This is a genomic window from Nocardia sp. NPDC057455 (genome assembly GCF_042802775.1).
Classification (GTDB): Bacteria; Actinomycetota; Actinomycetes; order Mycobacteriales; family Mycobacteriaceae; genus Nocardia.
Genome location: NZ_JBHVDM010000016.1, coordinates 1 through 22485 on the forward strand (window position 1 = coordinate 1; position 22485 = coordinate 22485).

Sequence of the window (22485 nt, forward strand, 5' to 3'; positions counted from 1 at the left end):
GAGCACTCGTGCGCGGCGCCGGTCGCTCGGCCGATGCGAGTACGCGGTGCGCCGCGTCCTCGCGCCCGGTGCTCGGCGATCCGGCCGCGCCGAGTACCGTGACGGTGCTGCGGTCACCCGGCCGGAATGTCGCGCGCACCCGACGGCCGCCTCTGGGCCGCACGTTGCGGCGGCGCGACCGGAACATCGAACGGAGCATTTGTCATGAAGCTTGCTGTCATCCCGGGCGACGGAATCGGGCCCGAGGTCATCGCCGAGGCGCTCAAGGTGCTCGACGTGGTCGTGCCCGGCGTGCAGAAGACCGAGTACGACCTCGGTGCGCGCCGCTACCACGCGACCGGCGAGATCCTGCCGGACTCGGTGCTGCCCGAGTTGAAGCAGCACGACGCGATCCTGCTCGGCGCGATCGGCGACCCGTCGGTGCCCAGCGGCGTGCTCGAACGTGGCCTGTTGCTGCGCACCCGGTTCGCGCTGGACCACCACGTGAACCTGCGGCCGTCCAAGCTGTTCCCCGGCGTGACCAGCCCGCTGGCGGGCAACCCCGACATCGACTTCGTGGTCGTGCGCGAGGGCACCGAAGGGCCATACACCGGCACCGGCGGTGCGATCCGCGTCGACACCCCGCACGAGGTGGCGACCGAGGTCAGCACCAACACCCGCTTCGGCATCGAGCGCGTGGTGCGCTATGCCTTCGCCAAGGCGCAGGCCCGGCGCAAGCACCTGACGCTGGTGCACAAGAACAACGTGCTCACCTTCGCGGGCTCGCTCTGGCAGCGCACCGTGGACGAGGTCGCGGCCGAATTCCCCGACGTCTCAACGGCTTACCAGCACATCGATGCCGCGACCATCCACCTGGTCAACGACCCGGGCCGGTTCGACGTGATCGTCACCGACAACCTCTTCGGCGACATCATCACCGACCTCGCCGCGGCCGTGAGCGGCGGCATCGGGCTGGCCGCCAGCGGCAACATCGACGCGTCCGGGACGAACCCGAGCATGTTCGAGCCGGTGCACGGCAGCGCCCCGGACATCGCGGGTCAGTCCAAGGCCGACCCCACCGCCGCGATCCTCTCGGTCTCGCTGCTGCTCAACCACCTGGGCGACACCGAGGCGGCCGCGCGCATCGAGTCGGCCGTCGCCAAAGACCTCGAATCACGCTCGGGTGCCGCGTCTACGGTCGAGATCGGCGACCGCATAGCCGCCACCCTCTGACGTTCCCCAGGAAGGTCCCGCCCCACCCGGGAGCGGGACCTTCCTGCGATCGATCGCCGATCAGTCCTCCGCACATCACGCGGACTCGCACGTCGGGGTCGAGCGGCATCGCCCGGGTCGGCGACCGGGATGAACTCGATGCCACCATCGCCGCCGCGCGCATAGCTGCCTCGCGTCCGACGCGTCACTGCCGAGCCTTGGCCTGCTTCCACGAAGCTATGGCGTGGCTCGGCGTGATGCCGAGACCCGGCTATCGCTGTGCCACCGAGCCCCGTCGTATCGTCCGCCTGCCATGAGGTCTCGGTGCGAGCATGCCCTGTGGGTCCGCCCACCTGTCGCTAGTTGCCGTCGCACATGGGAGCTGGGAGATGTGTCGTGGGTGCGCCTGGCCTTGGGCTCGGCTACCGCTGTGCCACGGAGTTCCATCGCAGTGCCTCCCGCTCGGAGGTGTGGCGTGACCCGGCTCGACCTCGGTTTCGGCTGCTGTGATGCCGCTGAGTTCCGTTGGGCGTGGCCCACTGGCTACGTGACCTGCCCCGGCTCGGCGCAAGCCCGGCCTCACCACCGCTGTGCAACCCCCGTCGCGGCGGCGGGGCAGCGACATTGCAGTCGGGACCGTTTTCCTGGTGCGCGTGCGGGGACTGGCCTTCGCCGAGGTCGATGACGTCGGTGTTCGTCAGGCGGGGTCGCGCGGGACGAGCGGGATCGCCGCAACAGCCGTGACGGCGGCCAAGAGGAAGGCGGCGGAGAAGCCGCTGGCGGTGATCAGGGCGCCGAACACGGGCGGGACGGCGGCCATGGCGAGGTTCTGCCCGGTGTTCTGGATGCCGAGACCGCGGCCACTCCAGTACGGGCCCGCGATCTCGGCGACCGCGGTGAAGGCCAAACCATTGTCGGAGACGGTGATCACGGAAGCGGCGATCAGCAGCGGGATGGCGGCCCACCACCACTCGGTCCACGCGGTCAGCGCCAGCGCGGCCATCGAGAGCACGGCGGCCACGGCGACCGTGCGCAGCGGCCCCATCCGGCTGCCGACCCGATCGGACCACGCGCCCGCGCCGACGCGGCCCAGCGCGCCGAGGATCTGGGTAACCGTCACCAGCGCGCCCGCGGCGGCCAGCGACCAGCCGATATCGCGGTGCAGCCACAGCAGTGCGAAGGTCCACACGGTGCCCTGTGGGACGACGAGCAGCACCGAGACCAGATGGATCCGCCACAGGGTGGCGGAGTCGCGATAGGGGTTGGCGCGCAACGCCGGATCGGCCGCGGAGCCGCCGGGGCGCGGCGGATCGACGATGCCGGCCAGACAGCCCACGGCCGCCACGCCCGCCATGAGCGCGGGAACGAGGATGGCCGCGGGTACACCGTGGGCGGCGGCGACGGCCGGAATCGCCAGCGCGCCGACGCCCACGCCCAGCGGCTGCGCGGTCTGCCGGATCCCCATCGCCAGCCCGCGCCGATGCGGGGGGAACCAGCCCACGATCACCCGGCCGCTGGCGCCGTTGGTGCTCGCCGCCCCGACGCCGCCGAGGAACAGCAGTGCGCCCAGCGCGATGTCGTCGGTCGTGGTGGCCGCGGCGCACCCGGCCGCAAGCATCAGCACCGGACCGCCGACCAGCACTTTGCGTTCGCCGATCCGGTCGACCAGATAGCCCCACGCGATCAGGGTGCACACCAGGCCGACGGTGGGCATGGCCACCAGCAGCCCGGCCGTCGCCAGCGGCATGCCGCGATCGGTCAGCGCGGGCAGCAGGAATGGGACGCCGTGGATGAAGACCGCACTGGAGGCCTGGGCGAACACGCCGAGACCGAGCATGGACCAACGCCGAACCTCGTCGATCTGCGTAACGGTCGCCATCGACCCACCTCGAATCTCATTATTTGGGATCTGCTTCCCACTTTGTGAACCGCCCTGCACACGGTACACCCGTGTGGCCGCTGGATTCGACGCCGGCGGCTGTCGGACTGCTCACAGCGCGGGGACCATAGGGCCTGCCCGGATCCGACCACTCGGTCGGGCGCGTTCGGGCAGGTGACGGCGGGTCGATAGACTCCGGGCATGCGTCTAGGTCGAGTTGCCAGTCCCGAAGGAGTCGCCTTCGTCAGCATCGAGGGCGACGGAAGCGACAGCGTGGCCAAGGAGATCGCGGAACATCCGTTCGGCACACCGACGTTCACCGGACGGAGCTGGCCGCTGGCCGACGTGCGGCTGCTCGCGCCGATCCTGGCCAGCAAGGTGGTCTGCATCGGCAAGAACTACGCCGCGCATGCCGCCGAGATGGGCGGGCCCGCCCCCGCCGACCCGGTGATCTTCCTCAAGCCGAATACCGCGATCGTGGGGCCGAACGCCCCGATCATCTTGCCGCCCAGTTCCTCTCAGGTCGACTACGAAGGCGAGCTGGCGATCGTCATCGGCCGCCCCTGCAAGGACGTGCCCGCCGCTCGCGCGCTGGACGTGGTGCTGGGTTACACCGCCGCGAACGATGTGACCGCCCGCGACCAGCAGCGCCATGACGGCCAATGGACCAGGGGCAAAGGCTACGACACGTTCTGCCCGCTCGGTCCGTGGATCGAAACGTCCTTGGACCCTTCGGATCTGGAGATCGTCACCGAGCTCGACGGCGAGGTGCGTCAGCGCAGCCGTACTTCGCTTCTGCTGCACGACATTCCGAAGCTCATCGAGTGGGTCACCACCGTGATGACGCTGCTGCCCGGTGACGTCATCCTCACCGGCACGCCCGAGGGCGTGGGCCCGATGCGCGAGGGCCAGCAGGTGTCGGTGACCGTCGAGGGCATCGGAACCCTCACCAATCCCGTTGCCGCCAAACGCTGATCGAAAGAGAGCCATGACTGAAGTACGGGTCCGATTCTGCCCGTCACCGACCGGGACACCGCACGTCGGCCTGATCCGGACGGCGCTGTTCAACTGGGCCTACGCCCGCCACCACGGCGGCACATTCGTCTTTCGGATCGAAGACACCGATGCCGCACGCGATTCCGAGGAATCCTACCGGGCGATTATCGACGCGCTGCGCTGGCTCGGACTCACCTGGGACGAAGGCCCGGAGGTCGGCGGGCCTTACGAACCATATCGCCAGTCGCTGCGAAAAGATCTGCACCTGGACGTGGTTCGGCGTTTGCTGGAGGCCGGTGAGGCGTATGAATCGTTCTCCACGCCGGAAGAAGTCGAAGCCCGTCATCGCGCCGCGGGGCGCGATCCGAAGCTCGGTTACGACAACTACGATCGCGATCTGACACCCGAGCGGATCGAGGCGTACCGGGCCGAGGGCCGGCCCGCCGTGATCCGGCTGCGCATGCCCGACGAAGACCTGTCCTGGCACGATCTGGTGCGCGGTGAGACCATCTTCAAGGCCGGTAGCGTCCCGGACTTCGCGCTCACCCGTGGTAACGGTGATCCGCTGTACACGCTGGTCAACCCGGTCGACGACGCGCTGATGCGGATCACCCACGTGCTGCGCGGTGAGGACCTGCTTTCCTCCACGCCGCGGCAGCTCGCGCTGTATGCCGCGCTGCGCCGTATCGGGGTCGCCGATTTCACTCCCGAGTTCGGTCATCTGCCTTTCGTCATGGGCCAGGGCAACAAGAAGTTGTCCAAGCGTGATCCGGAGTCGAATCTGTTCGCCCACCGCGACCGCGGGTTCATTCCTGAAGGTTTGCTGAATTATCTCGCGCTACTCGGCTGGGGACTGTCCGAGGACCGCGATGTGTTCTCCATGGCGGAGATGGTCGAGGCCTTCGACATTTCGAAAGTAAATTCGAATCCGGCCCGTTTCGACCAGAAGAAGGCGGACGCGCTCAACGCGGAGCACATCCGATTGCTGGCGCCGGGTGATTTCGCCCACCGGCTGCGGGAGTATCTGACCGAACACGGCCGTATCGGCGCGGAAATCGACGAGAAGGTATTCGCCGAGGCGGCGGAACTCGTGCAGACCAGGATCGTCGTGTTGTCCGACGCCTGGGAACTGCTGCGTTTCTTGTTCGCGCCTGCGGACGAGTTCGCGATCGACCCCGCCGCGGGCGCCAAGAATCTCGGTTCCGGCGCCGCCGAGGTATTGCAGTCCGCTATTACCGTCTTGGAGCCGTTGACCGACTGGACCGCCGAGGCGATCGAATCGGCGCTGAAAAAGGCGCTGATCGATGATCTGGGGCTCAAACCGCGCAAAGCGTTCGCGCCGGTGCGGGTGGCGGTCACCGGGTCGCATATCAGCCCGCCGCTGTACGAATCGCTGGAACTGCTCGGCCGTGGCGTCACCCTGGACCGGCTGCGCTCGGCGTTGCACTGGGAGGGAGCGGTCCCGGCGTCGCCGCAGGGCTGAAAATATGGCTTTGACCAGGCGATTTGTAGTTAACCCGTAGCCGTTTGGTACTCTTCTTCTCGGCCCGGAACACGGTCTCGAGTCACCCAGACTCGCGACTGAACGACCTGGTCATTGGGGTATGGTGTAATTGGCAACACAGCTGATTCTGGTTCAGCCATTCTAGGTTCGAGTCCTGGTACCCCAGCGGAGTGGGTTGTTCGACTTCGGTTTGCGGCCGAAATCAATCAACACCTGGCGATTTGGTCGCCGGGCCTCGGCCGGTTAAGCTAGCCGAGCCTCCTGATCGAAAGATCACACGGCGCTCCTCACGACAGTGAGAAGCAGTCCTGGCCCCGTCGTCTAGCGGCCTAGGACGCCGCCCTCTCAAGGCGGTAGCGCGGGTTCGAATCCCGTCGGGGCTACGTAAGTAGAAGGCCCATGCTCATGGAGCATGGGCCTTTCTCATTTCGAGTCTTGTGGGGGCAACCCCCACGCCCGCCCGAAGGCTTCGCTCCCGGACCCCGGCGAGGGGTTCGCCCCATCCGGCTAGTCGTGGTCCGGTGAAGATATTCGCTGTGTCAGCGCCATACCTGAGCCAGGCTGCCGGTGGATGGTGCCGAACCAGCCGGTGCCGCCGGATGACTGTCAACCGTGTCAGAAGTGTCGTGGACACCCCGGTGCGCAGCCGGTTCGTGAGGGGGTAGCGCCTCGCAGGGTCGACGCCCCGCCCCTGGTCTCTCGGATACGCCTGCCGGAGGTGTCGGACCCGGCTGTCGGCTCCATCGTGGTCCTCGGCCCGTCCCCCCTCTCGCTTCGATTTCCGCTGGACAGCGCGTGCTGGAACGACGGAGCCGAGTCCCCTCCGCGCAGCTGGATCGGTGATCGGGGCCTACGGATATGGAGCTGTAGAGAGCCGACGAGAGGATTGGTTCGCCGAGACCGGGTGCCCCTCGGCTTGTCCGGCGCAAACCGGCGCAAAAGGAAGGCCCTCCAGCGATCTTGCTGGAGGGCCTTCGCCGTCTGCGCGGACTATCCGCTCTTGCGCCGGAATTCCCGCTTGTGGCCGACCGCGGTGTGCGCCGCGGACGCCTTGGACCGTCCGTCGAGGTGGTCTGCCGCGCGGGCGTTCTGCTGGTTCTTGCGCTCCAGTGCCTCCCGGAACTTGCGCTTCACCTCGTCGGCGCCATTGGACTTACCCGAATCCGCCATCGCTGCTCCTCGTCGTCGCGGTCGCGCAGCGCGTCCTCGCGGGCGACGCTGCCCGGCCGAATTCTGTCGAACACCCCGACGTTAGTCGGTGCGAGGCGGTTGTGTCAGTTGGATTTCGGGCGCGTCGCTCGACCCGAGCGCGCGCGGGTCAGTCCAGCGCCTGCGCGGTGCTGCCGCCGAGGGGCATGGCCGGGAGGCCCAGCTTGCGGTGATCCCAACTGCGCGTGCGCTCGGGCACGACGCGCACGGCGACCCGCTTGTGCAGCATGGCCTCGACCATCGGCCGCACCTCCTCGCTGTAGGGGCCGGTGTAGCGCTCCCATACGCTCACGCCGACGGCGAAGAGTTTGTCGGCGTCCTCGACGATCTCGGCGCGGCCCTCGATCGACAGGCCCCTGAGCTGGTCGTAGGTGTCGCCCGCCTCGACCATGCAGGTGACCCGGGGATCGCGGCGCAGGTTCACCGCCTTCTGCGACTTGGCCTTGGTCTCGAACCAGATCTCACCGTCGATCAGCGCGTACCACATCGCGGTGAGGTGCGGCGTGCCCTTCGGGCCGATGGTCGCCAGCGTCGCGATCCGGCTGCGCTGCAAGAACTCGGTGATCTCGGTGTCGGACATCACGATCTGTGCCCGTTGGTTGACTCCCATGGGCCCACTGTAGAGAGCCGGATGTGAAACGGGTTACAGGCGCTTGTGCAGGGCCTCTGCCGCCGCGACCAGATCCGCCGCCCACCGGGCGCCCGGTCTGCGGCCCATCCGATCGATCGGCCCCGACACGGACACGGCCGCGACCACGGCGCCCCCGGCGTCGCGCACCGGCGCGGAAACGCTGGCCACGCCGGCCGCGCGCTCGGCCGCGCTCTGTGCCCACCCGCGCTTGCGCACCTCGGCCAGCGCCCGCTCGCCGAACACGGCGTCCGCCAGGATGGTGCGCTGCAATTCCGGGTCGGCCCACGCCAGCAGCACTTTGGCCGCCGAACCGGCGGTGAGCGGCAGCCGCGCCCCGATCGGCACGGTGTCCCGCAGTCCGACCGGGGGTTCCAGCGCCGCGACGCAGACGCGGGCGTTGCCGTCGCGGCAGTAGAGCTGGACGCTCTCGCCGGTGATCTCGCGCAACCGGGGGAGGATGGCCGACGCGGCCTCGAGCAGCGGGTCATCAGCGCTGGTCGCGAGTTCGGCGAGGGCCGGGCCCGGCCGCCAGGTGCCGTTGCTGTCGCGAGCGAGCAGGCGGTGCACCTCCAGGCCGACGGCCAATCGGTGTGCGGTGGCGCGCGGCAGGCCGGTGCGCGCGCAGAGCTCGTTGAGACCCGAGGGATGCTCGGCGACGGCGTAGAGGACCGCCACTGCTTTGTCGAGGACGCCGATGCCGCTATGCTGTCTCATAGAACGATACTAGCGTCTCGAATGTTGAGAAATCCACCTTCATGGTTCTCCTTCTCAGCGCTCGGACCAGGCGTAGCTATCCCAACTTGTGCAACCGTCGCCGCATCGGAGTCCAGATCGCGGAACGGCTGCTTCGTCCGAAAGGTGATCGACAATGGCCGAACCGCGCACGCTGGCCGAGAAGGTATGGGACCAGCATGTCGTTGCTCGCGGGGAGGGTGAGGGTGCCTCGCGCGAACCGGACCTGATCTACATCGACCTGCATCTGGTGCACGAGGTGACCAGTCCGCAGGCCTTCGATGGGCTGCGCGCCGCGGGCAGGCCGGTACGACGGCCGGATCTCACTATCGCGACCGAGGACCACAATGTCCCGACGATCGATATCGACAAGCCGATCGCCGACCCGGTTTCGCGCACCCAGGTGGAGACGCTGCGCCGCAACTGCGCCGAATTCGGTGTGCGGCTGCACCCCATGGGCGACCTGGATCAGGGCATCGTGCACGTCGTCGGGCCGCAACTGGGCCTCACCCAGCCGGGCATGACCGTGGTCTGCGGCGACAGTCATACCTCCACGCACGGTGCGTTCGGGGCGCTGGCGATGGGCATCGGCACCTCCGAGGTCGAGCATGTGCTTGCCACCCAGACCCTCTCGCTGCGCCCGTTCAAGACGATGGCGATCACGGTGGACGGCCTCATGCCCGCGGGTGTGACGAGCAAAGACCTGATCCTGGCCGTCATCGCGAAGATCGGCACCGGCGGCGGCCAAGGCTACGTCCTGGAGTACCGCGGCGAGGCCATCCGGGCCATGTCGATGGAGGCCCGAATGACGATCTGCAACATGTCCATCGAGGCGGGCGCGCGGGCCGGCATGATCGCGCCGGACGAAACGACCTACGAATTCCTCGAAGGACGGCCACACGCCCCGCAGGGAGCCGATTGGGACGCGGCAGTGGCCGCCTGGGAGGCGCTGAAGACCGACGAGGGTGCCGTTTTCGATGCCGAGGTGCACATCGACGCCGCCGAGCTGAGCCCGTTCGTCACCTGGGGCACCAATCCGGGTCAGGGCGCCCCGCTGGGCGCGGCGGTGCCCGACCCCACCGCCTTCGCCGACGAGGTCGCCCGCGAGTCCGCGGAGAAAGCTCTGCGTTACATGGACTTGGAGCCGGGTACTCCGCTTCGACAAGTACCGATCGACACCGTATTCGTCGGTTCGTGCACCAACGGACGCATTGAAGATTTGCGTGCGGTGGCCGGGATTTTGAAGGGACGTCATGTCGCCGACGGCGTGCGAATGTTGGTTGTACCGGGGTCGATGCGGGTTCGCGCACAGGCGGAAAAAGAAGGACTCGGCGAGATTTTCACCGCGGCGGGCGCCGAATGGCGGCAGGCGGGCTGCTCAATGTGCCTGGGAATGAATCCGGACCAGCTCGAGCCCGGCCAGCGTTGCGCGTCCACCTCGAACCGCAACTTCGAGGGCAGGCAGGGCAAAGGCGGCCGTACACACCTCGTTTCTCCCCTCGTAGCGGCCGCGACGGCGGTCCGCGGAACACTGTCGTCGCCTGCGGATCTGGACTGACCGGCCCCGATTCCCTCAAACAAACCCAGGAGATTCGTAATGGAAGCCTTCACTGTGCACAAGGGCATCGGGGTGCCGCTGCGCCGCTCCAATGTCGATACCGATCAGATCATCCCGGCGGTCTACCTCAAGCGGGTGACACGGACCGGATTCGAGGACGGGTTGTTCGCCGCATGGCGGGCGGATCCCGACTTCATTCTGAACATCGCGCCTTACAACAGCGGTAGTGTGCTGGTGGCGGGTCCGGATTTCGGTACCGGGTCGTCCCGTGAGCACGCTGTTTGGGCGCTGGCGGACTACGGCTTTCGGGTGGTCATCTCATCCCGGTTCGCCGACATCTTCCGCGGCAATGCGGGCAAGGGTGGTGTGCTCGCCGCTCAGATGTCACAGAACGATGTCGAAATGCTCTGGAAGTTGCTCGAGGAACAGCCCGGCTTGGAATTGGTTGTGGATCTCGGGGCACGCACGGTGACGGCCGGAACCGTCGTGTTGCCGTTCGATATTGATGACTACACCAGGTGGCGTCTGCTGGAGGGATTGGATGACATCGGGCTGACCCTGCGCCGGGAGGACGCGATCACCCGGTTCGAAAAGGCAAGGCCAGCATGGAAACCCACTACCCTTCCAGCACATATTTCGCAGACGTAATCACCCTTGCCGGTTAGCTGGACAGCCGGAGTTGCGGTAGCTGGACGTGTGCTAAACCACATGAATTTTGGCGTGGCACATAGACTCTTGCCCAAAGTGGGTTTACCGTGGTACCTAGTCGGTCCGACGACGGGCCATTAGTCTGCGGAGGATTCAATGAACAAGGCGGAACTGATCGACGTTCTGACCGAAAAGTTGGGTACGGACAGGCGCACGGCCACCGCGGCAGTCGAGCATGTGGTCGACACCATCGTGCGCGCGGTGCACAAGGGTCAGAGCGTCACAATCACCGGTTTCGGTGTGTTCGAACAGCGTAAGCGCGCGGCTCGCGTCGCACGGAACCCGCGTACCGGTGAAACCGTCAAGGTCAAGCCCACTTCGGTGCCCGCGTTCCGCCCCGGCGCCCAGTTCAAGGCTGTGATCGCGGGTAAGCAGAAACTGGCCGCTACCGGGCCCGCCGTCAAGCGCGGGGTGAATGCGCCGGTGGCCGCGAAGAAGGCGGCGGCGAAGAAGACGGCGGCCAAGAAGACCGCCGCCAAGAAATCGACGCCGACCAAGGCTCCGGCCAAGAGCACGGCCCGCAAGGCCGCCGCCAAGGCCCCGGCGAAGACCACCGCGCGCAAGACGACCGCTACGAAGACCGCCGCGAAGAAGGCGCCCGCGAAGAAGGCCGCGGTCGCGAAGAAGGCTCCGGCCAAGAAGACGGCCACCAAGGCCACGGCGGCCAAGAAGACCACCACCGCCGCCAAGAAGGCACCAGCGAAGAAGACCGCGGCCAAGAAGGCCTCGGCTCGTGGAACCCGCTGATCTCGAGCCACCGCCGGATCGGCGCTGAATGCGCGGCCCTACCATCGGGCCCATTCGCCTCAACGTCGAGACGGCCCCGGGAGACACCCGGGGCCGTTTTCGGCTGTCCGCCTACCGTGACCTCATCCTCGCGGCGCGCCGTTGTCCTTCTCGGCGCCCGCCGACCCGCGCGGTGACGGGGAAGTTGCCGTCGTATCAGGTCTGCCCGTCGTAGGCTGACAGCGATCGATCCAGATGGTCGGCGGCCACCAAGCGATGGCCGACGAACGACAGCACCCACACACTGCCCTTGCGATTGCGCGCCGACGGCAGCGCGAGTCCGTCGCGTTCGGCCAGTCCGCTCAGCAGATCCGGGATCACCTTGCCCTGACTGCAGACGACGCGAACGGCTTTGTCCGACACCAGGGCTCGAAGACACTCCCGGGCCTTGTCCGGGTGTTCGGCGTACCCGGTCTCGGAAAACAGTGGCTCCTCGATGATTTCGGCGTCGAGCTTCTCCGCGAGCGGCGCCACGGTCTGCGTGCAGCGCAGGGGAGGAGCCGAGTAGACCTGAGATGCGCCGAATGCCAGCAGATTCGGCGTGAGCGCCCGCGCCTGCGTCTCGCCCTCACGGTCGAGCGGACGCAGCTCGTCGGGACCGTTGTAGCGGTCCCTGCGGCCGGCTTTGGCGTGCCGGACCAGAAGGAGGGTGTCGGTGCGCGCGGGCAGCCGGGTGAAGGCGCGCACCACCTGGCGGTCCATCGGATACGACAACTGGTCCATCACCCGATCCAGCGGGTGCCAGCTGAGCAGATCCACCTCGGAGTTGGCGGTGAACTCCCCGCCCGCCTGTTCGGCGGCCCAGTAGTCGACCCGCTTCAGCTTGCGATGGCCGGGAATCGGATAGGTCACGTGGCCGAGGTAGCGGCCGAGCCTGCATTCCAGCCCGGTCTCCTCGCGGACCTCGCGGACCGCGGCCAGCACCGGTGTCTCACCCGGGTCGAGCTTGCCCTTCGGCAGTGACCAATCCTCGTACTTGGGGCGGTGCACGAGCGCGATCTCGATCGTCCCCGCGGACGATTCACGCCACAGCACCGCCCCCGCGGCGTGGATATTGGCAGTGATCCGGGGATCCCAGAACGGGCCCCCCTCTTGTTCGAACCCCGTCTTGGCGTTCACTGCTGATCTGGCCTCCGCAGCCGCATCAAGAACTCCTGATGATCTCTGATCTTGTCCCCGTCGCCGGACGAACCCGGCGACGCCTGCCAGGTGCCGTCCGGTTGCAGCACCCAGCAGCGCGTGGTCGGCGACAGAGCGGATTCGAACACCCCGTGCAGTTGCTCGGTCAACCGCGGATCCTTCACCTGCGCCATCACCTCGACCCGGCGATCCAGGTTGCGGTGCATCATGTCGGCGCTGCCGATCCAGTACTCGTCCTGTGCCTGGAAGTGCAGGATGCGGGAATGCTCCAGGAACCGGCCGAGGATGGAGCGGACCTCGATGTTCTCGCTCATGCCGGCTACGCCGGGGCGCAGACCGCAGATGCCGCGCACCACGATCCGCACCGGCACGCCCGCCTGTGAGGCCCGGTACAGCGCGTCGATGATCTCCTCGTCGACGATCGCGTTGGCCTTCAGCAAGATCCGGGCGTCCTCGCCCTGACCGGCCAGCTCGGTCTCGCGCTGGATGCGCTCGATGATGCCCGCGCGCACGCCGTGCGGGGCGACGAGCAGGTTGCGATAATTCTCTTTGCGCGAGTAACCGGTCAGCGAATTGAACAGGTCGGTCAGGTCGGCGCCGATTTCCGGTGCCGCGGTGAGCAACCCGACGTCCTCATAGAGGCGTGCGGTCTTCGGGTTGTAGTTGCCGGTCCCGATGTGGCAGTAGCGGCGGATGGTCGCGCCTTCGCGGCGCACCACCAGGCAGGTCTTGCAGTGGGTCTTCAGGCCGATGAGGCCGTACACCACGTGCACGCCGGCCTGTTCCAGCGCGCGGGCCCATTTGATGTTGGCCTGCTCGTCGAAGCGCGCCTTGATCTCCACCAAGGCGACCACCTGCTTACCCGCCTCGGCCGCGTCGATGAGCGCGTTGACGATCGGGGAGTCGCCGGAGGTGCGGTACAGGGTCTGCTTGATGGCCAGCACCTGCGGATCGGCGGCGGCCTGCTCGATGAAGCGCTGCACGCTGGTGGAGAACGAGTCGTAGGGATGGTGCACGAGCACGTCGCCCTCGCGCAGCGCGGCGAAGACGTTGCGCGGGGTCTCGCGCTCGCCGAACGCGGGCGGTGTCACGGGGACGTACGGGGTGTCCTTCAGATTCGGCCGGTCCACGCCGTACACCTGCCAGAGGCAGGACAGGTCGAGCAGGCCGGGCACCTGGATGACGTCACCGGGGTCGACATCCAGCTCCCGCAGGAGCAGATCGAGCATGTGCTCGGTCATGTCGTCGGACACCTCTAGTCGAACCGGCGAACCGAACCGCCGCCGGGCCAGCTCGCGCTCCAGCGCCTGGAGCAAGTCCTCGTCGCGGTCCTCGTCGACCTCGAAATCCGCGTTGCGGGTGATCCGGAACGAGTGGTGCTCGACCACCTCCATACCCGGGAACAGCAGATCCAGGTGTGCGGCGATGAGCGCTTCCATCGGCAGGAAAGCGGCGATCGGGGAGCCGGATTCGGTGCGGCGCACGCGGACGAACCGGTCGACGTTGTCGGGCACCTTGACGCGGGCGAAGTGCTCGCCGCCGGTCGAGTAATCCTTCACCGTCACCGCGAGGTTGAGACTCAGCCCGCTGATATAGGGGAAGGGGTGGGCCGGGTCCACCGCGAGCGGGGTGAGGACCGGGAACACCTGGTCCTGGAAGTAACCCGAGAGGCGCTGACGCTCGCCCTCGTCCAAATCGGACCAGTCGATGATCGCGACGCCTTCCGCGGTGAGCGCGGGCAGCACGCTGTCGAGGAAGACGCGGGCATGCCGCACCGCGATCTCCTGCGTGCGCGCGGCGATCAGTTCCAGCTGCTCGCCGGGGGACCGACCGTCGGCCGACCGCACCAGCAGGCCGGTTTCGGCGCGGCGTTTCAGTCCCGCGACCCGCACCATATAGAACTCGTCGAGATTGGACGCGAAGATCGCCAGGAACTTCGCACGCTCCAGCAACGGAAGCGAGGCGTCCTCGGCGAGGGCGAGCACGCGGGCGTTGAAGTCGAGCCAGCTCAATTCACGATTGAGGTAGCGATCGCGTGGCAACCGCGCCGCCGACGAGTCGGCGGACAGGGGTGTCGCCGCCGGGGGTGGCGTGGGAAGCAACGGCTGCTGCTTGACGGTTTCCGTATCGCTCACGCCAACGATCATCCCCTACCGGAGAGCACCTGTGCATCCCGCGAGTGCGATCGCCGTGTGTCTCACACCACCATGGCGACCTGCTAGCACACGTGTGGAACGGGTTCGTGAACGCCGCCCGGCCAGCCGATGTCGTGCAGGACAGCACGGGTCGCGTTTCCGGCCCCGAGCGCCACCGCGCGGTCCAAGTCGGCGGCGGTGTCGACGTCGAGACGCAGCCCCGGCCAGTCCCCGGTGAGATCGACCGCTCCCGCCTCGATATGGCTGCGCGCCGATCCGGGGCCGAAGCGGGGGTCGAGCGCGGCGACCGGGTCGCGAACCACGAGCGCGGCGGTGCCGCTGCCCTCGTGGTCGGCCACGATCGAGCGCAGTCCGCGCGGGGCGGCGGCGAGCATGTCCGACAGCTCTTCCGAACGCAGCGCCGGCAGATCGGCCTGCAGCGCGAGCAGATCGACCGGCCCGTGCGCACCGCGCAACGCGGTAGCGGTGGCGGCCAACGCGGTGTTCAGCCCGTCGGCACGCGGTTCGCGCGGTTCCGGATGGACGTCGGCGCCCAGCGTGCGGGCCAGGTCCGCGACCTCGGGGTCGGGCGTGACCACGGTGACCGACACGACCTCGCCGACCGCCGCGGTGGCGGTCACGGTGTCGGCGAGCATGGCCAGCACCAGGCGTGCCCGGTGCTCCGGGCGCAGCCGATCGGCCAGTCGGCTCTTGGCCTGATCGAGGCTCTTGACCGCGATCACGGCATGCACGGCGTGCGGGCGCATGCGAGCAATCCTTCCATGGCATATTGGGCTGATGACGAGGGTGGCAGTGCTGGGCGCGGGATCGTGGGGCACCGCGTTCGCGAAGGTGTTGGCGGACGCGGGAACCGAGGTCACGATCTGGGCCAGGCGGCCCGAGGTCGCCGCGGCGCTGGCCACCGAACATCGCAATCCCGATTACCTGTCGGATATTCCGCTACCACCGATCGCGGCGACTCCCGAGCCCGCGGTGGCGCTGGACGGAGCCGATATCGTCGTGCTGGCGGTGCCGTCGCAGTCGCTGCGCGCCAACCTCGCGGAGTGGAAGGGACTGATTCCCGCCGACGCCACCTTGCTGAGCCTGGCGAAGGGCATCGAGACCGGGACGCTGCTGCGGATGAGTCAGGTGATCGAGGAGGTCACCGGGGCGGATCAGAGCCGGATCGCGGTGCTGTCCGGGCCGAACCTGGCGCGCGAGATCGCGGTGGGCCAGCCCGCCGCGACCGTGATCGCCTGCTCGGACAACGACCGCGCTGTGGCGGTGCAGCACGCCAGCGCGACCGGATACTTCCGGCCCTACACCAACACCGATGTGGTCGGCTGCGAGATCGGCGGCGCCTGTAAGAACGTCATCGCGCTGGCCTGCGGCATCGCCTCGGGAATGGGTCTGGGCGACAACTCGATCGCGAGCTTGATCACCCGTGGTCTGGCCGAGATCATCCGGCTCGGGGTGGCCCTGGGCGCGGAGCCGGTGACACTGGCCGGCCTGGCCGGAGTCGGGGACCTGGTCGCCACCTGCACCTCCCCACTGTCGCGCAACCGGTCGTTCGGTCATGTGCTCGGGGCGGGCGGATCCATGGATGCCGCGCAGTCGGCCACTCATGGCCAGGTCGCCGAGGGTGTGAAGTCCTGCACATCGGTGCGCGCGCTGGCCGAACGGCACGGCGTCGAGATGCCGCTGACCACTTCCGTGCATCAGGTCTGTCACGAAGGGCTCTCCGTGCGCGAAGCCGTCGGCAACCTGCTGGGGCGGCGGATCAAGCCGGAGTGATCCGGCCCCGCCCCGCGCCCGCGGAGGCCGGAGTGTCCGGGACGGTCAGCGGTGGGAGCGCGCACCGAAACGGGTACGGTTCGGGGCATGACGAACCGGATCAGGGTGGCAGTGGTCTTCGGCGGGCGCAGCAACGAGCACGCCGTATCCTGCGTATCGGCCGGTAGCGTGCTGCGTCACCTCGATCCGGAGAAGTATGACGCCGTGCCGATCGGCATCACCACCGAGGGCCGCTGGGTGCTCGGCGGCGCGGACGTGGCCGCGCTCGGCATCCACGACCGCGCCCTGCCGTCGGTGGACGCCAACGGCACGGCACTCACCCTGGCCGCTGACCCGAGCCGCTCGGGAGCGCTGATCGCGCTCGACGATCCGAGCGCCGCGCTCGGCGCGGTCGACGTGGTCTTCCCGATCCTGCACGGACCGTTCGGTGAGGACGGCACATTGCAAGGAATGCTGGAACTCGCCGGAGTCCCCTATGTCGGCCCCGGCGTGCTGGCCAGCGCGGCGGGCATGGACAAAGAGTTCACCAAGAAACTGCTCGCGGCCGAGGGGTTGCCGGTCGGCACCCAGGTGGTGCTGCGGCCCGGCACCGCGACGGTCGCCGAGGAGGACCGGCTGCGCCTCGGCCTACCGGTGTTCGTCAAACCCGCCCGCGGCGGTTCGTCGATCGGCATCACCCGGGTTTGCGACTGGGATGAACTCGATGCCGCCATCGCGGCGGCGCGCGCGCACGACCCGAAGGTGATCGTCGAAGCGGGCATCGTCGGACGCGAAGTGGAGTGCGGGGTCCTGGAATTCCCGGACGGCCGGGTCGCTTCGAGTGCGGTCGCGGAGATCCGGATGCCGGAGACCGGCACCATCGCCGATGCGCCCGCCTTCTACGACTTCGACACCAAATATCTCGACGACGTCTGCGAATTCGACGTCCCCGCCAAGCTGGACGACGAGGTCTCCGATCAGATCCGGGAATTGGCCGTACGCGCCTTCCGAGCCCTCGACTGCCAGGGCCTGGCACGGGTCGATTTCTTCGTCACCGAGCAGGGACCGGTGATCAACGAGATCAACACGATGCCGGGATTCACCGCCATCTCCATGTACCCGCGCATGTGGGAGGCCACCGGCGTCGATTTCGCCGCACTGATCTCCACGCTCATCGACACCGCGCTCGCCCGCGGCACCGGCCTGCGTTGAGCCCGATTCCCTGAACTCGGTCACGCTCCGGTCGGCGTTCGGCTCTGACCGCTTGTCCGCTGTGACGGGGCCGGCCGCGGTGTGTGTGCGCCGCAGGACGAGTCGCCCGCCTCCGCGGGTGGATCGGCGCACACTGCTCGCCGTCAGTTCGGCAGCGGCCCCGGGTCGATGGGCTGGGCCGGGAGGTGGGCGGTGATGGTGTCGGAGACTTCTTGCAGCGGCGTGGGGCCGGAGCCGTCGGGGACCGTGAGGGCGATGTAAGCACCCCGGTCGACGGCGAACCAGGTGCTCGCCGCGGCGGCTCGGTCGCGGACCTCGAACCACTGCACGCCGTTGACGATCTGCAGCGGCGAGGCGCGGTTGAATTCCAGCGGGCGATCCAACCCGCAGCGCACAACGATGGCCTCGTCGCCTTCGGTGCGCTGCCATGCGCGGGTAGCGGGCGGAGCGGGCTCGACCAGGGTCGATTTGGTGAATTCGCCCAGGTTCGCGGGCAGAGCGGGCAGGAGCGCGGCGCAGGCCGGGCCCTCCGCCGCCGGGGCCGGGACAGGGCCGAGCACCAGCGGTTCTCGCTCGACGGGCGCGCGGCGCGCTAGCACGGCGGCCACGATCACGGCGACGACCAGCACCACCGGAAGCGCCACGGCGGTGGCGATGAGCGCGGGCGAGTACTGGTGCGCCGGGGCAGGCGGGTTGTCCGGCTCGTTCGCTGCCGCGTCGAAGTCTTCGGTGTCGCGCTCGTCTGCTGCTGCGGGCGAGTTCTCGGCGTCGCGGTCCGCAGTGCCGATGTCCGGTGCCACGGCGTCGGAGGGAAGGGCGTCGGAGGGAAGGGCGTCGGCGGGAACCGCGCCGACGCTATCCGCCGCATCGTCCGAGCTCTCGGACTTCCGGGATCCGGGCGCGACTTCCCCGTGCTCCTCCCGCTGCTCCGCCGAATCGCGGTCCGGCGAATCCGCCGCCATGGTCACCGATCCTTTCTGGTGCGCGCGTCGCCCCTGGTCAGCAGCCGCGCAGCGGTGGACGGGGCCGGTAGTACTCGAGTGCCTCCGAAAGGGTACCGTCGGCCTCGTTCCAGCAAGCACCGCGCCGGAAGGATCGGTCATCAGCGCCAGCAGTGCCCCGAGGACAGTGCGTGAACTGGGGGAGTTCGCGCTGATCGACCGCATCAACGCGGGCCGCGTGCAGGCGCCGGGTGTGCTGCTCGGCCCTGGCGACGACGCGGCGCTGGTCGCGGCTCCGGACGGCCGGTTCGTGGTGACCACCGACATGCTCGTGCAGGACCGGCATTTCCGGCTGGACTGGTCCAGCCCCGAGGACGTGGGCCGCAAAGCGATCGCGCAGAACGCCGCCGATGTGGTCGCGATGGGCGCTACGCCGACCGCGTTCGTGGTGGCGCTCGGCTGCCCGGCCGACACCCCGCTCGAGGTGGTCGACGGACTCGCGGACGGCATGTGGGCCGAGGCGGCCAGGGCGGGGGCGTCCATCGCGGGCGGCGACCTGGTCCGCAGCCGGGAACTGGTCATCTCCGTCACCGCCTTCGGCGATCCGGGCAGCGGCGCGCCGATTACCAGAGCAGGTGCGCGCGCGGGGGATGTCGTCGCGGTGGCGGGCAGGCTCGGCTGGTCGGCCGCGGGCCTGGCCGCCTTCACCGCGGGGGTGACCGGGCCCGAGGTCGCGGAAGCGCTTGCCGCGCATCGTGTCCCGCAGCCGCCGTACGCCGTCGTGCTGGACGCGTTGCGCGGCGGGTCCTCCGGGCCTGCGGAAATCGTGGCGGCTCAGCGGCTTTCGGCGCGAACCGAGGCCGCATCCGGTGTGGCCGCGCGACATTCCGCGTTCGATCCGCTGGAATCCGGAGCGTCGAGGCCCACAGAGTCGTCGTCCCGGCCGGTGCCGCTCGGTGACCACCCGGAAGCGCGCACCGCGTCCGGAAGTACGGCGCCGGGAGCGCCCGCGCACGGGCTGCACGCGCTGACCGATGTGTCCGACGGGTTGCTCGCGGATCTGGGGCACATCGCCTCGGCCTCGGGCGTGGCCATCGACCTGGATTCGGCCGCCCTGCGCGACCCGGCGCTGGAGCCTGTCGCCGCTCGGCTGGATGCCGATGCGACGCAATGGATCCTGACCGGCGGCGAGGACCACGCCTTCGCCGGCGCTTGGGCTCCTGGCCGCGCGCTGCCGCCCGGATGGGTCGCGATCGGGCGAGTTGTGGCCGGTCGCGGGCTTTCCGTCGACGGCGTCGCGCAGACCGGCGGCGGTGGGTGGGAATCGTTCCGTGGGGCGGACTCGTCGTCCGGCGCCGAGCCACGCTAAGTTGTGCGGTCATGGGCACGAAACCACTGTCGGAAATCATGGATCCGGGATGGGCGAAGGCACTCGAGCCGGTGGCGGATCGGATTTCCGCCATGGGCGAATTCTTGCGTGCCGAGAACGCCGAGGGCCGTGGCTACCTACCGTCCGGTGAGAACGTCCTGCGCGCCTTCCAGCGTCCGTTCGACGCGGTGCGCGTGCTCGTGGTCGGCCAGGATCCCTACCCGACGCCCGGCCATCCGATGGGGCTGAGTTTCTCCGTGGCGCCTGATGTTTCGCCGATCCCGCGCAGCCTGGCCAATATCTTCGCCGAGTACAGCAAGGATCTCGGCCACCCCACGCCCTCCTGCGGTGATCTGAGCCCGTGGTCGGACCAGGGTGTGCTGATGCTGAACCGAGTGCTCACCGTGTCGCCCGGCAAGCCCGCCTCGCACCGGGGCAAGGGCTGGGAGGAGGTCACCGATCAGGCGATCCGCGCCCTGGTCGCCAGGGACGAGCCGCTGGTGGCGATCCTGTGGGGCCGCGACGCGGCGACGCTGAAGCCGCTGCTGGCCGAATCCGAGGTGCCGTATATCGAGTCCGCGCATCCGTCGCCGCTGTCGGCGTCTCGTGGGTTCTTCGGTTCCCGCCCCTTCTCGCGAGTGAACGAATTACTCGACGAACTGGGTGCCGAACCGGTTGACTGGCGCCTGCCCTGAATCGGGCGTCTGTGTGTGATCGACCGAGAGTAAACGAGTGAGGAGCTGTTCCATGCACAACACCACCGTCCGCGGCGCGCTGCGCGGCACCACCGCGACCCTGGCCTTCTGTGCCGCTTTGACCAGCGGCGCGGCCGTCGCGGGAGCGGCCCCGCTGCGCCTCGAGCCTGCCACGGAGACCACCACGGCTCCGGTCGCCGAGGAGTACACCTCCAGCGGCTCCTCCACCATCTCCGCCTCGGTGAACGCCAAGATCGCGTGCCTGTTCTTCGTGGGCAATCTCGGCTGCTGAACCCTCGATTCGCCGGGTTCACGCCGGCGCGGAACGGCGTTGTGCGATCCTACAGATCGTGAGTAATGCGAACAATCTTCTCGAACCGTCCCGGCTCCGGCTGCGCGGTTCGGGCGGAATCGAGCTGGCCGCCGATCAGTTCGGCCCGGTCGACGGCCCGCTCGTCGTCTTCTTGCACGGTGGCGGGCAAACCCGGCACTCGTGGAAGAAGACCGGCGCCCGGCTGGGCGCGTCGGGAATGCGGGTCGTCACGGTGGACGCCCGCGGCCACGGCGACAGCGAGTGGGCGCCGGATCGTGACTACCGGCGCCAGACCATGGTCGACGACCTGCTGCTGGTGCTGCAACAGCTGGGCGCTCCCGCGGTGGTCGTCGGGGCCAGCATGGGCGGAATCACCGGCCTGCTGACCACCGCGCGGCCCGGGGGAGAGGCCATCAGCGCCCTGGTGCTCGTCGACATCGTGACCCGGCCCGAGCCGGAGGGGGTCGCCCGGGTGATCGACTTCCTCGGCAAACATCGCGATGGCTTCGACAGCATAGAGCAGGCGGCCGACGCGGTCGCCGCGTACCTGCCGCACCGCCCGCGTCCGAAGAGCACCGAGGGCCTGCTGCGCAACCTGCGCGAGCGCGACGGACGCTGGTACTGGCATTGGGATCCGGACATGCTGAGCGACCGTCCGGAGGATCCGTCCGCGATGATCGAGCCGATGGAGGACGCGGCGCGCGCGCTGCGTATCCCGGTGCTGCTGGTCCGTGGCATGCGCTCGGATGTGGTGAGCGCCGAAGGAGCCGAAGCGTTCCAGCGACTGGTGCCGCACGCCCAGCTCGTGGAGATCGGCGGCGCCGCGCACACCGCGGCCGGTGACGACAACGACTCGTTCACCGACGCGGTGGCGAAATTCGTGCTCTCGACCCTGGAGTGACGACCGATCAGGCCAGCCCGGCGTAGTCGGGTTTGCGCTTCCCGGCGAACGCGTCGACACCCTCGCGTCCGGCGGCGGAGCCCGCGGCCGCGGCGATTCCGTCGCGCTCGCTGTCGAGCTGATCGCTCAGTGTCGCGGTCTCCGACTGTCGCAGCAGAGATTTGATGCTCGCATGGGTGGAACGCGGCCCGGTGGCGAGGGTGCGCGCGAGGCGCTGTGCCTCCTCGGCGATCTCGCCGTCGGGGACCAGCCTGCTCAGCACGCCGAGGCGCACCGCCTCCTCGGCGTCCAGGACCGCGTCGGTGAGCAGGATCTCACGGGCCCGCGCTCGCCCGACGATGCGCGGCAGCGTCCAGGACATGCCGCCGTCGGGGCTCAGGCCGATGCCCGGATAAGCCGGGCGCAGCTTGGTGGCGGGTCCGCCGAGGGCTATGTCGGCCATGCAGACCAAGCTCATGCCCGCGCCCGCCGCCCAACCCTGGACCGCGGCCACCACCGGGACGGTGGCCGCGTCCAGCGCGCGGACGAATTCGTGCAGGTCGGTAGCGAGGCCGTGGATGTGCGCCGAGCGATCCCGTGCCGCGGCGAAACCCCGAACATCGCCGCCCGCGCAGAAGTTCGCGCCCGCGCCCCGCAGCAGCACCGCGCCCACTTCGGAGCCGAGTGAGCCGAGTGCGACGGTGCCGGCATTGATGCCCGCGAAGTCCATGGACGTGCCGTTGGCGGACGTGGCGATGGTGATCTGGAGGACGCCGTCGACGGTTGTCACGTATCCGGCTTGCTCGCTGGAGGTCATGATCTGCACCTTAAAC

Annotated in this window: 21 protein-coding genes and 2 tRNA genes; 14 read left to right on the top strand and 9 right to left on the bottom strand. The window is 68.7% G+C overall.

From position 1 onward, the window contains the following. Positions 1 to 204: 204 nt before the first annotated feature. On the top strand, positions 205 to 1212 hold the full coding sequence (locus ACFU5M_RS09130; RefSeq protein WP_379046295.1) for a 3-isopropylmalate dehydrogenase: 1008 nt from the start codon (positions 205 to 207) through the stop codon (positions 1210 to 1212). Between the two features lie 676 nt (positions 1213 to 1888). Here ACFU5M_RS09130 and ACFU5M_RS09135 read toward each other — a convergent pair. Continuing rightward, positions 1889 to 3070, bottom strand: a complete 1182-nt coding sequence (locus tag ACFU5M_RS09135) for an MFS transporter (RefSeq protein WP_379046298.1) — start codon at positions 3068 to 3070, stop codon at positions 1889 to 1891. Between the two features lie 201 nt (positions 3071 to 3271). Here ACFU5M_RS09135 and ACFU5M_RS09140 point away from each other — a divergent pair, with 201 nt between their 5' ends. The 4 genes from ACFU5M_RS09140 to ACFU5M_RS09155 all read left to right on the top strand — a co-directional run bounded on the left by ACFU5M_RS09140 (position 3272) and on the right by ACFU5M_RS09155 (position 5953). Further along, entirely contained in the window at positions 3272 to 4045 is a 774-nt protein-coding gene (locus ACFU5M_RS09140; RefSeq protein ID WP_379046301.1) for a fumarylacetoacetate hydrolase family protein, read from the top strand. Between the two features lie 13 nt (positions 4046 to 4058). Further along, positions 4059 to 5549 (top strand): glutamate--tRNA ligase, encoded by a 1491-nt coding sequence (gene gltX, locus ACFU5M_RS09145; protein ID WP_379046305.1) that lies wholly within the window; start codon positions 4059 to 4061, stop codon positions 5547 to 5549. A gap of 115 nt (positions 5550 to 5664) precedes the next feature. Then, positions 5665 to 5736: transfer RNA gene (locus ACFU5M_RS09150), tRNA-Gln, on the top strand. Between the two features lie 144 nt (positions 5737 to 5880). Next, positions 5881 to 5953 (top strand) — tRNA-Glu (locus ACFU5M_RS09155). A 607-nt stretch (positions 5954 to 6560) separates the two neighbouring features. Here the strand turns inward: ACFU5M_RS09155 and ACFU5M_RS09160 are convergent. From ACFU5M_RS09160 to ACFU5M_RS09170, 3 genes are all read right to left on the bottom strand, one after another. Then, a complete protein-coding gene (locus tag ACFU5M_RS09160; protein ID WP_062969883.1) occupies positions 6561 to 6740 on the bottom strand; it encodes a DUF5302 domain-containing protein in 180 nt (59 codons plus the stop codon). Positions 6741 to 6888: 148 nt separating this feature from the next. Further along, positions 6889 to 7389: a PPOX class F420-dependent oxidoreductase gene (locus tag ACFU5M_RS09165; protein ID WP_379046310.1), complete on the bottom strand. Its 501-nt coding sequence runs from the start codon at positions 7387 to 7389 to the stop codon at positions 6889 to 6891. A 33-nt stretch (positions 7390 to 7422) separates the two neighbouring features. Continuing rightward, the gene (locus ACFU5M_RS09170) at positions 7423 to 8124 is read right to left on the bottom strand and encodes an IclR family transcriptional regulator (protein WP_174183959.1); all 702 of its coding nucleotides are present in this window, start codon (positions 8122 to 8124) and stop codon (positions 7423 to 7425) included. Between the two features lie 154 nt (positions 8125 to 8278). Here ACFU5M_RS09170 and leuC point away from each other — a divergent pair, with 154 nt between their 5' ends. From leuC to ACFU5M_RS09185, 3 genes are all read left to right on the top strand, one after another. Beyond that, positions 8279 to 9700, top strand: coding sequence for a 3-isopropylmalate dehydratase large subunit (gene leuC, locus ACFU5M_RS09175; protein ID WP_379046314.1), 1422 nt, complete (start codon positions 8279 to 8281; stop codon positions 9698 to 9700). A 39-nt stretch (positions 9701 to 9739) separates the two neighbouring features. After that, positions 9740 to 10348 carry a 3-isopropylmalate dehydratase small subunit gene (gene leuD, locus ACFU5M_RS09180; RefSeq protein WP_379046317.1) on the top strand — a complete coding sequence of 203 codons (609 nt, stop codon included), beginning with the start codon at positions 9740 to 9742 and terminating at the stop codon, positions 10346 to 10348. 156 nt (positions 10349 to 10504) lie between these two features. Then, positions 10505 to 11155 carry an HU family DNA-binding protein gene (locus tag ACFU5M_RS09185; RefSeq protein ID WP_379046320.1) on the top strand — a complete coding sequence of 217 codons (651 nt, stop codon included), beginning with the start codon at positions 10505 to 10507 and terminating at the stop codon, positions 11153 to 11155. A 195-nt stretch (positions 11156 to 11350) separates the two neighbouring features. On the opposite strand, the gene ACFU5M_RS09190 is transcribed toward ACFU5M_RS09185, so the two are convergent. The 3 genes from ACFU5M_RS09190 to cofC all read right to left on the bottom strand — a co-directional run bounded on the left by ACFU5M_RS09190 (position 11351) and on the right by cofC (position 15236). Beyond that, positions 11351 to 12313 (bottom strand): NUDIX domain-containing protein, encoded by a 963-nt coding sequence (locus ACFU5M_RS09190; protein ID WP_379046323.1) that lies wholly within the window; start codon positions 12311 to 12313, stop codon positions 11351 to 11353. After that, entirely contained in the window at positions 12310 to 14481 is a 2172-nt protein-coding gene (locus tag ACFU5M_RS09195) for an RNA degradosome polyphosphate kinase (protein WP_379046326.1), read from the bottom strand. Before ACFU5M_RS09195 ends, ACFU5M_RS09190 begins: the two co-directional genes overlap by 4 nt. A 71-nt stretch (positions 14482 to 14552) precedes the next feature. Further along, positions 14553 to 15236: a 2-phospho-L-lactate guanylyltransferase gene (gene cofC, locus ACFU5M_RS09200; protein ID WP_379046329.1), complete on the bottom strand. Its 684-nt coding sequence runs from the start codon at positions 15234 to 15236 to the stop codon at positions 14553 to 14555. Positions 15237 to 15267: 31 nt separating this feature from the next. On the opposite strand from cofC, the gene ACFU5M_RS09205 reads away from it, so the two are divergent. Together ACFU5M_RS09205 and ACFU5M_RS09210 are read left to right on the top strand one after the other, a co-directional pair. Continuing rightward, on the top strand, positions 15268 to 16263 hold the full coding sequence (locus tag ACFU5M_RS09205; protein ID WP_379046332.1) for an NAD(P)H-dependent glycerol-3-phosphate dehydrogenase: 996 nt from the start codon (positions 15268 to 15270) through the stop codon (positions 16261 to 16263). Between the two features lie 87 nt (positions 16264 to 16350). After that, positions 16351 to 17454, top strand: coding sequence for a D-alanine--D-alanine ligase family protein (locus tag ACFU5M_RS09210; RefSeq protein ID WP_379046335.1), 1104 nt, complete (start codon positions 16351 to 16353; stop codon positions 17452 to 17454). A 143-nt stretch (positions 17455 to 17597) separates the two neighbouring features. On the opposite strand, the gene ACFU5M_RS09215 is transcribed toward ACFU5M_RS09210, so the two are convergent. Further along, a complete protein-coding gene (locus ACFU5M_RS09215; protein WP_379046512.1) occupies positions 17598 to 18254 on the bottom strand; it encodes a DUF3515 domain-containing protein in 657 nt (218 codons plus the stop codon). A gap of 328 nt (positions 18255 to 18582) precedes the next feature. Between ACFU5M_RS09215 and thiL the strand changes: the two genes are divergently transcribed. From thiL to ACFU5M_RS09235, 4 genes are read left to right on the top strand one after another with little or no spacing between them, the layout of a single operon-like run. Continuing rightward, entirely contained in the window at positions 18583 to 19764 is a 1182-nt protein-coding gene (gene thiL / locus ACFU5M_RS09220; protein ID WP_379046338.1) for a thiamine-phosphate kinase, read from the top strand. A gap of 11 nt (positions 19765 to 19775) precedes the next feature. Then, positions 19776 to 20459, top strand: coding sequence for a uracil-DNA glycosylase (locus ACFU5M_RS09225; protein ID WP_379046341.1), 684 nt, complete (start codon positions 19776 to 19778; stop codon positions 20457 to 20459). A gap of 52 nt (positions 20460 to 20511) precedes the next feature. Then, a complete protein-coding gene (locus ACFU5M_RS09230) occupies positions 20512 to 20751 on the top strand; it encodes a hypothetical protein (RefSeq protein WP_379046344.1) in 240 nt (79 codons plus the stop codon). Between the two features lie 58 nt (positions 20752 to 20809). Then, the gene (locus ACFU5M_RS09235; protein ID WP_379046347.1) at positions 20810 to 21673 is read left to right on the top strand and encodes an alpha/beta fold hydrolase; all 864 of its coding nucleotides are present in this window, start codon (positions 20810 to 20812) and stop codon (positions 21671 to 21673) included. A gap of 7 nt (positions 21674 to 21680) precedes the next feature. On the opposite strand, the gene ACFU5M_RS09240 is transcribed toward ACFU5M_RS09235, so the two are convergent. Next, a complete protein-coding gene (locus tag ACFU5M_RS09240) occupies positions 21681 to 22469 on the bottom strand; it encodes an enoyl-CoA hydratase-related protein (protein WP_379046350.1) in 789 nt (262 codons plus the stop codon). Positions 22470 to 22485: the final 16 nt, after the last annotated feature.

Bases quoted from the DNA above. Each gene is read 5' to 3' on its own strand.
- ACFU5M_RS09170 (WP_174183959.1), bottom strand. From the start codon at position 8,124: ATGAGACAGCATAGCGGCATCGGCGTCCTCGACAAAGCAGTGGCGGTC.
- ACFU5M_RS09195 (WP_379046326.1), bottom strand. From the start codon at position 14,481: ATGATCGTTGGCGTGAGCGATACGGAAACCGTCAAGCAGCAGCCGTTG.
- gltX (WP_379046305.1), top strand. From the start codon at position 4,059: ATGACTGAAGTACGGGTCCGATTCTGCCCGTCACCGACCGGGACACCG.
- ACFU5M_RS09205 (WP_379046332.1), top strand. From the start codon at position 15,268: ATGACGAGGGTGGCAGTGCTGGGCGCGGGATCGTGGGGCACCGCGTTC.
- ACFU5M_RS09225 (WP_379046341.1), top strand. From the start codon at position 19,776: ATGGGCACGAAACCACTGTCGGAAATCATGGATCCGGGATGGGCGAAG.
- leuC (WP_379046314.1), top strand. From the start codon at position 8,279: ATGGCCGAACCGCGCACGCTGGCCGAGAAGGTATGGGACCAGCATGTC.
- ACFU5M_RS09210 (WP_379046335.1), top strand. From the start codon at position 16,351: ATGACGAACCGGATCAGGGTGGCAGTGGTCTTCGGCGGGCGCAGCAAC.
- ACFU5M_RS09185 (WP_379046320.1), top strand. From the start codon at position 10,505: ATGAACAAGGCGGAACTGATCGACGTTCTGACCGAAAAGTTGGGTACG.
- ACFU5M_RS09130 (WP_379046295.1), top strand. From the start codon at position 205: ATGAAGCTTGCTGTCATCCCGGGCGACGGAATCGGGCCCGAGGTCATC.
- ACFU5M_RS09165 (WP_379046310.1), bottom strand. From the start codon at position 7,389: ATGGGAGTCAACCAACGGGCACAGATCGTGATGTCCGACACCGAGATC.
- cofC (WP_379046329.1), bottom strand. From the start codon at position 15,236: ATGCGCCCGCACGCCGTGCATGCCGTGATCGCGGTCAAGAGCCTCGAT.
- ACFU5M_RS09160 (WP_062969883.1), bottom strand. From the start codon at position 6,740: ATGGCGGATTCGGGTAAGTCCAATGGCGCCGACGAGGTGAAGCGCAAG.
- ACFU5M_RS09240 (WP_379046350.1), bottom strand. From the start codon at position 22,469: ATGACCTCCAGCGAGCAAGCCGGATACGTGACAACCGTCGACGGCGTC.
- leuD (WP_379046317.1), top strand. From the start codon at position 9,740: ATGGAAGCCTTCACTGTGCACAAGGGCATCGGGGTGCCGCTGCGCCGC.
- ACFU5M_RS09140 (WP_379046301.1), top strand. From the start codon at position 3,272: ATGCGTCTAGGTCGAGTTGCCAGTCCCGAAGGAGTCGCCTTCGTCAGC.
- ACFU5M_RS09135 (WP_379046298.1), bottom strand. From the start codon at position 3,070: ATGGCGACCGTTACGCAGATCGACGAGGTTCGGCGTTGGTCCATGCTC.
- ACFU5M_RS09230 (WP_379046344.1), top strand. From the start codon at position 20,512: ATGCACAACACCACCGTCCGCGGCGCGCTGCGCGGCACCACCGCGACC.